Below are 7930 nucleotides of genomic sequence, written 5' to 3'. Positions count from 1 at the left end.
TGTGGAAAAGTGACCGGCGCAAGAAACCTTTATCGACAGGTTATCCACATTGCCTGTGGATAACCTGCCTGAAATGTGTATAAAACTATCTGCAGGGAACTGTGAAAATGGTAGAATGCCGGTGAAGCGCTACTCTTACACCGAGAGAGCGGGAACCAGATGCCCGGCTCCAGCCTGAGCTAAATAGCTATAGATCCGCAGTAGCTCGGCGACACCGCTGGCGCTGGCGGCCTGATAGCCAGCGTGGTGAGGAGGATCGCCATCGAAAACGCCGCCGATCATGCCGAGCGTATTCTGACCCAGCTCGTGAAGAAACGGTTCCAGTGCACGTAAGCCCTGGCGCCAGATGTACTCGTGCCCCAGTGGGGTAGCGTTACCGTGGTCTGGCTCCTCTCTTCTATTCCGGCCATCGAGCTTCAAGAGAGCCTCGATATAGGGGCCGATTAACCATGTCCAGACGCTGCCCTGGTGCAGGGCCTGGCGCTGCTCGTCGCTGCTTCTGCCCAGTCGTCCGCGATAAGCGGGATCGTGGGGGGCTAGCGTACGCAGCCCATAGGGGGTCAACAGATGGCGCGTGACCTGCTCTAGCACTTCAAGGCGATGGTCAGGGGCGAGGGCCGTATGGTGCAAAGAAATGGCCAGCAGCTGATTAGGGCGCAAGCTGGGATCATGGCCGGAAGGTCCATCGAGAACATCATAAAGATAGCGGCCCTCGGCATACCAGAAGCGCTGAAACCCCTCTTCGCAGCGCTGGCGCAGCTCCTGAAAGCGTCCACTCAGATACGTGTTCCCACCGCGCCCGCGGATTAATGCCGACCACTCCTCCATTAGTGCCAGGGCATGATACCAGAGAGCATTGACTTCAACTGCCTTGCCGGTGCGAGGCGTGACCGGGCTTCCATTGAGATAAGCGTTCATCCATGTCAGGGCCTGGTGAGCGCTGGTGCTCCGCAACAAGCCGTCATGCGGATCAACCTGAATCCCATGCAGAGTTCCCTCCAGGTACCAGAGCAGGCTTTCCGCCAGGCGCTGGTAAAGCTCGGCAATCAGCTCTTCATCGCCACTGAAGCGGAAATAGTGGTCGAGGGCATAAAGGTACCAGAGCGTCACATCTGCGTTGCAATAGTCTGTCTCGTTGAGGCGCTGGCCAGCGCGCGGTAAACGATCCGGCAGCAAGCCCTGCTTAAAGTGGCGTGCCAGTCCTCGGAGCAAGCGGCGGCACTCGTCGAAGCGTCCGGTGGCCAGCATCAACCCGGGCAGAGCGATCAGCGCATCGCGTGTGTACTCCTCCAGTCCATAGAACGTTGACAGGATCGAGAAGCGCTCTGCTTCCTGACCCGCCAGTGACCTGCCGTAAGGCCCGTAGCCCAGGCCGACCAGACGAGCAGGCCGCTGACGAACCAGAAAACGATCTCCTGCCTGCACAAGCAGGTGCAGAAACTCCTCGCCCTCACGCTGAGGATTGGTGGTCCCTGTCAGAGGCAGCACCTGAAGGCGATGGGAGGTTTCGCCGCCTTCGCCGAAGTAGCGCTGTGGCTGGAGCAGAGCGCGCTGCTGCTCGATGCTCCGCCGATAGGCCAGGGCCAGATAGCTGGGCGTCAGCGTCAACAGAGCAGGGTCCTCGGTCGTGGCCACAATGGTCAGCGTCGCCTCTTCATCCGGCCAGAGACGCGCGCGAAAGACTCCCGGCAGGTAGAGGTCGTCCACCGCAGGTCGTCCGGCGTCGCGATCAACACGCCGCAGAAAGTGCCAGTACCATACCCCTGTCGGGATAAACAGAGGCTGGCTGTCTGGATGGCCGACGATGAACAGGTGATAGGGCTGAGCATCCTGGGAGGCCCGAATGGTGCAGCCGGTCACGCCGCGTGGAAGGAGCAGCTGGCCCCCCGACCATGAGGCCGGCGCAGCCCCTGGCCGCTGCTCACTGCTATGGTGTACTTCTACTTGAAAGTGCCAGTCGTTGTGACCGGTTTGGGGGCAGTCGAAAGGACGGTAGGCAGAGAATGGCAGCAGGGTCAGTTCCAAAATATGCTGATCCAAAGCACGATAGCGAAGATATGTGCGCTGATAGGCAGGAGGGCTGGTCGAACCCGAGGCTGAGGTTGCCACACGCGCGCGCTCGCTCTCCGGCCCGAGGCCGCGCTGCTCATGATTGCGCGAAAGGCGATACTGGATGCAGGTCGTATGCTGGCCTGGAATCATCCAGATTCGTTTCTCTAACATCACCCCATCGAGGCCGCCAATGCGATAGAGAAAGACGGGAAAACCTTCCTCTAAGCGAAAGGCCTCCAGATGAACAAAGCCGGCGGGGCTGAGCGTGCCATCACGGTACTCGTTTGTCCCAAGATAGTAGGTGCGTTGATCAAAGACGGCCTCCTCATCGATCTTAGCCAGCAATAGCTGGGGAGGAGCCTTCTGCTCAATTGGGACAACCAGCAGACCATGCTGCATGCGCGTCAGCACGCCAGCGACAGTGCCGGCGGCATAACCTCCCAGCCCGTTCGTGATCAGCCACTCGCGCGAAATGGTCTCGTTCAGGTCACAACAGATATGGCGATCAAATGTGATGGGCATCGTGGACCCTCCAGGCCCTCTTCAATGATAGGCGGCTCTCCCCGCTGGACGTCATGCTCTGCCTGTACGTTGTGCCTCACAGCACCCCTTATTTAGTGTAGCATAATAAGTGCCAGGAAGCAGCGTTTTTCACACGGTCCTTTCTACAATGTAAAAGGATTGTTCTTCTGGCGTTGCACAAATGAGCCTCGGGTGACAATCCTCCCAGGCGGGGCGTATATAACAATGCAGAGAGTGCCAGTGTCAAGCCCCGAGCGAGCACAGGCTGCTCATCTTCCCGAGGTGGGCTTTGACCTTTGTTCTGCGCAACGGTCTTGGCCTCCTTCCTACCTTGTATTATGTCGACGGGCGTCCAGGTCTGCGATCAAACCGGGAGCTTGTCAATAACAGTCGAGCTATGCTACACTGCGCATATCCTTTGCACCCCATGTCGTTCTGTTAACCAGAGGAGGTGTCTGCATGGTATCCTCTCCAGTCCGCAGGGCAGGAAGCCGGCGAGTGCTACGAAGTGGGATCTTGCTGGGCATTGTGCTCATCTTTGCCCTGGCCCTGGCCGCCTGCGGTGGTTCATCAGCGCCCGCGAGCGGCGGGGGCAATGCGAGCAACAAATACGGCCTCATTACACCGGGCGTCCTCACGGTCGGTAGCGATACAACCTATCCACCTCAGGAGTTCATTGATCCAGCCACTAACCAGCCCAAGGGCTTCGATATCGATCTCATCACGGAGATCGCCAAGCGCCTGGGGCTGCAGGTTCGCGTGGTCACTGATGGCTTCGACACCATCTTTGACGACCTCTCGGCCCGGCGCTTCGACCTCGTGATCTCGGCAGTCACGATCAACCCCGATCGTCAGAAGAAGTTTGACTTCATCCCCTACTTTAATGCCGGCGAGTCGCTCCTGGTCGAGCAAGGCAATCCACTGCATATCACGAGCGTTGATCAACTCTGTGGCCAAAATGTTGGCGTTCAGACTGGTACAGTTGAGCAGACTGATCTGCAGACGGCCTCGGAGAACTGCACCAAGGCCGGCAAGCCTCCCATCCATCTGACGGTGCTCAAGGATCAGACGGAAGTCGTCCAGTTGCTGGCCAACCATCGCGTGGTAGCCACCTATCAGGATTCGCCAGTGACCGACTATTATTTAAAGCAGAATCCAGGCAAGTTTGAGGTGGGCGGCTCGGTGGTCAATGCTGCCCCCGAGGGGATTATGTTCCGCAAAGGGGATACGGCTCTCTACAATGCTGTCAAGAGTGCCTTTGACGCCATGCGCAGCGATGGAACCTACAAGCAGCTCATCGACAAATGGGGGCTGATCAGCGGCGCCATTGCTCTGAGGGAGCAGCGTATCCTCCTCTAGCCTCACTGGCAGGCTCTTCGCGCATGTTACCTCAGCCTCCTTCGTCGCACCAGGCGTTTGATTTGCCCGCTCCTATGGAGGCTGATGGCTCGGGCAGAGTGAGCTTGCAGCCGACTGAGGCGGGGCCGCCGCTACCGCAGCTGGCTGCTTCTCTACCGCCTCCCTGAGTAGGAAAAGGGGTGGCATGGACTCCCCACTTCTGCAGTACACTATCATAAGTGAGGAAGCCATCTGGTCCAAGCAGACCAGAAAGGATGACTCAGCTGCCAGAGGTAGGAAGGCGTGCTCAGTTGGCTCGGCTCGCTCTGCGTCCAGTGCTGGCTAGCCTCTTGCCTGCCGGATCTAACGACCCAAGGAGATCCCCGCCATGTTCGATTGGGATGCCGTCTGGAAATTCATTGTTTCGCCCTTTTTTCTCCAGGCTGCCTGGACCACGCTCTGGCTCTCTGTCGTTGCCCAGCTTGCCGGCGTGGTCCTCGGTCTGTTTCTGGCGCTCATGCGCATGTCGCGCTTCAAGTGGCTCTCCTTCCCCGTACAAGTTTATGTCTGGTTCTTCCGCGGCAGCCCGCTGCTCGTCCAGGTGCTCTTGCTCTGGGATGGGTTGCCCAAGCTGGTCCCCGGCCTGCTCTTCAGTCAGATCACCTGCATATTGATTGCCTTCTCTTTAAACGAGGCAGCCTACATGTCGGAGATCATCCGGGCGGGCATCAGCTCGGTCGATCCAGGGCAGATGGAGGCGGCGCGTGCTCTGGGCATGCGCTACTGGCTGGCTATGCGCCGCATTATTCTGCCCCAGGCAGCGCGGGTCATTATCCCTCCGCTCGGCAACGAATTCAACAATATGCTCAAGACCACCTCGATCGCTTCAGTCATTGGGCTGGAAGAGCTGACTGGTACCGCCGAGATCCTTGGGGCGCCAAGCTTCTCGATTTTTGAGCTGCTGATCGTGGCTACCCTCTACTACCTGCTGCTGACTACCTTGTGGGACTACTTCCAGCGCTGGATCGAGCGTCGGCTGGACCCCGAGTACGCGGCCAAGGGCGGACGGCCAGGTCGGCGTCCAGGACAGAAGAGCTGGGCCCAGCGGGTCCTGGGATTTGGCAATCCACCGCTGGAGTCTGGCGAGTTGATCGCTGGTGGACATGGAGGAGCGCGCTAAGGCGTGTGTGCTTGAAAGGAGGCGCTACCAGTGACGCAGCAGCAAAGCTATAATGGCTATCAGGAGCAAGAGCCACCTCTTCCATCCGCCGTGCCTCAAGCCACCGAGAACACGGAGATGGTTCGTGTCGAGCAGGCCGTGAAGCGCTTCGGCGACCTGCTCGTCCTCAACAATGTCAGTATGACGGTGAAGCGTGGGCAGGTTGTGGTGATCATCGGCCCCAGCGGCTCCGGCAAAACAACCTTGCTGCGCTGTATTAATCATCTTGAGAAGATCGACAGTGGCTACATCTATGTGGATGGGCAGCTTGTCGGCTACCGTCTGGTTAAGGGACAACTGGTCGAGGCCAGGGAAGCTGAGATTGCGAAGATGCGCGCTCAGATCGGCTTTGTCTTCCAGCGCTTCAATCTCTTTGCCCACATGACAGCCCTGGAGAACATTATCGAAGCTCCCGTTCATGTACTGGGCATACCGCGCGACGAGGCGATTGCTCAGGCAATGGAGTTGCTGCGCAAGGTCGGCCTGGAAGAGAAAGCCCACGTCTATCCTCATAAGCTCTCGGGAGGTCAGCAGCAGCGAGTAGCCATTGCGCGGGCTTTGGCCATGCGACCCAAGCTGATGCTCTTCGACGAGGCGACCTCGGCCCTCGATCCCGAGCTGGTGGGTGAAGTGCTGAAGGTTATGCGCCAGCTGGCGGAGGAAGGCATGACAATGGTGGTCGTGACCCACGAGATGGGCTTTGCTCGCGATGTAGCTGATCACGTGATCTTTATGGATCACGGGGTAATTGTTGAGGAAGGCCCACCTGAGCAGATCTTCGATGATCCGCAGAACGAGCGTACCCGTAACTTTCTCGGCCTCATTGCCGCAGATTAGGCAAGCAAAGTCTGATGAGCAGGAGGAGCACAGCGGGTATGCGTCTTTACCGGGCGACACTGGCAGAAAACCGGACCGTGCGGCAGGGCCTGCACTTGCTAGAGCTAGAGGCGCCGGCGCTGGCTCAGGCGGTGCGTCCGGGCCAGTACTGCATGGTACGCTGTGCTGAGGAGGGGTCGTTTGATCCTCTGCTGCGCCGACCTTTCTTTGTGCACAGCATCGAGGGCGAGCGCTGTCGTATTCTGCTCCAGGTGCGTGGGCGTGGTACAACCTGGCTGGCGAGGCGCTCTGCGGGGGAGAAGCTGGACCTGCTAGGCCCATTAGGCCAGGGCTGGCGGCTCCCGTCCCACCTGAGCACGCTGCTGCTGGTCGCTGAGGGCTTCGGTGTTGTAGCACTGGCGCTGCTGGCTCAGCGCGCCAGCGAGCGGGGGCTGGCAGTGACCCTTGTTCAAGAAGTAACGCAGCAGTCAGAAGGCTACCCGGCTGCACTGTTGCCGGAAGAAGTCGAGTACCATCTGGTGACGAGCGATGGCAGTGGAGGTCAGCAGGGAACACTCTTGACGGTGCTGGGGGACTATCTCGGCTGGGCTGATGCTATCTGCCTGGGCGTTTCACGTGAAACGGCGCTGCAGCTCCATCGACGCTTCGAACGCCTGCGCCGCCCAGGCTTCGCCCAGCTTGCTGTGCTCCAACCCCTTGTCTGCGGCACTGGTACCTGTCTGGCCTGTGCTCTGGAGACCAGTCGTGGCCCGCGCCTCATCTGCCACGAAGGACCGATCTTTGACCTGCAGATCCTTACCCAAAGCTGAGTGGAGAGCCTGCCAGCGGACCACTGGCCAGTGAGCTAGTGGTCCACTGGCTCACTGGCCAATGAAACTGTCGACCTGCCTGGCCCTTTCCCCGCCACCCGGCTCCTTCCCCGGCTCCAACCGCCAGAAGTAACCGAATGAAGCGGCAGGGAATCAGGGCAACTGTAACAAGGCGATCTCAGCTAGCTGATCCAGGTCTGCTGGCTGACAGGGAAGAAGGAAATCCGGAGTAGTGTCCAGCAGCTCCACAAAAGCTGCGGCCACCGTTGGGTCGAAGCTGGTACCGGCATCGCGCCCAATGCGCTCGCGCGCCATCTCCGACGAATACGGTTCTTTGTAGGGGCGCTGCGAGGTCAAGACATCGTAGACGTCGGCCACCGTCAGAATGCGCGCACTCAGGGGAATAGCCTCGCCGCGCAATCCTGATGGATAGCCCTGGCCGTCCCAGCGCTCGTGGTGGTACAAGACAGTTTCAACATAAAACGGGTCCACATCGCACCCGATTAAGATGCGGGCCCCGATGACCGGATGGCGCTGCATCTTACGCCGTTCCTCAGCGGAGAGGGCGGCGGACTTGTGCAAAATCTCGTTGGCGATCCAGGTCTTTCCCAGATCATGAACCAAAGCCGCCAGGGCCAGATCACGGGCCTGACCGTGCTCCCACCCCAGCTTGCTCGCCAATCGATAGGCGTAGACAGCAACCCGGCGCGAGTGCTCGTAGGTCACGAGATCGCGCTCCTTTATGCTCCGGGCAAAGGCTAGCAGAATCTCTCTGCTCTCCCTGCCATCCTTCAGGGTTTTGACTGCCACCACTCTGCTCTACTCCCTCTAAGCCCACAATGGATAACGGTAAAGAGAATGAGTGCAAGACGATGAATCATATAATATAGTAATGTTTTCACTTGCTGTCTGCCCAAGCTCTTGTTTTCAGGCAGTACTTTTGTGTCACTCGTCCGCTATTTTGCTCTTCCTGAAAGCCGCGCGAGCCAGCCTGGTCAGTCGCCTGTGACCGGCCCGCTTCCTTATGGGAACGCGGACTGCTTGCTCATCCCCCAAATGGTCCCTCTTTCCGGGCCGCCTGTTTTTTAATCGTCATAATTTATGATAGACTCCTCTTACCATCCATTCTATGTGCAGGAAAGATCACTGCGAC

At 58.9% G+C, this 7930-nt stretch carries 6 protein-coding genes; 4 read left to right on the top strand and 2 right to left on the bottom strand.

The annotated features are described in order from the left end of the window. Positions 1-135 precede the first annotated feature (135 nt). Positions 136-2574: an amylo-alpha-1,6-glucosidase gene (locus tag IRZ31_RS18620; RefSeq protein ID WP_297156414.1), complete on the bottom strand. Its 2439-nt coding sequence runs from the start codon at positions 2572-2574 to the stop codon at positions 136-138. A gap of 498 nt (positions 2575-3072) precedes the next feature. Here IRZ31_RS18620 and IRZ31_RS18615 point away from each other — a divergent pair, with 498 nt between their 5' ends. The 4 genes from IRZ31_RS18615 (at position 3073) to IRZ31_RS18600 (ending at position 6777) form a co-directional block, all read left to right on the top strand. After that, positions 3073-3933, top strand: coding sequence for an ABC transporter substrate-binding protein (locus IRZ31_RS18615; protein WP_297156412.1), 861 nt, complete (start codon positions 3073-3075; stop codon positions 3931-3933). A 367-nt stretch (positions 3934-4300) separates the two neighbouring features. Beyond that, positions 4301-5092, top strand: a complete 792-nt coding sequence (locus IRZ31_RS18610; protein ID WP_297156410.1) for an amino acid ABC transporter permease — start codon at positions 4301-4303, stop codon at positions 5090-5092. Positions 5093-5209: 117 nt separating this feature from the next. Further along, positions 5210-5968, top strand: a complete 759-nt coding sequence (locus tag IRZ31_RS18605) for an amino acid ABC transporter ATP-binding protein (protein ID WP_363325701.1) — start codon at positions 5210-5212, stop codon at positions 5966-5968. Between the two features lie 38 nt (positions 5969-6006). Then, positions 6007-6777, top strand: coding sequence for a hypothetical protein (locus IRZ31_RS18600; RefSeq protein WP_297156407.1), 771 nt, complete (start codon positions 6007-6009; stop codon positions 6775-6777). 153 nt (positions 6778-6930) lie between these two features. Here the strand turns inward: IRZ31_RS18600 and IRZ31_RS18595 are convergent, their stop codons facing one another. Beyond that, positions 6931-7587 (bottom strand): HD-GYP domain-containing protein, encoded by a 657-nt coding sequence (locus tag IRZ31_RS18595; RefSeq protein WP_363325700.1) that lies wholly within the window; start codon positions 7585-7587, stop codon positions 6931-6933. Between the last annotated feature and the right edge of the window lie 343 nt (positions 7588-7930).

The organism is Thermogemmatispora sp. (assembly GCF_019683635.1).
GTDB lineage: Bacteria > Chloroflexota > Ktedonobacteria > Ktedonobacterales > Ktedonobacteraceae > Thermogemmatispora.
This window is presented reverse-complemented; position numbering and strand designations above follow the sequence as displayed.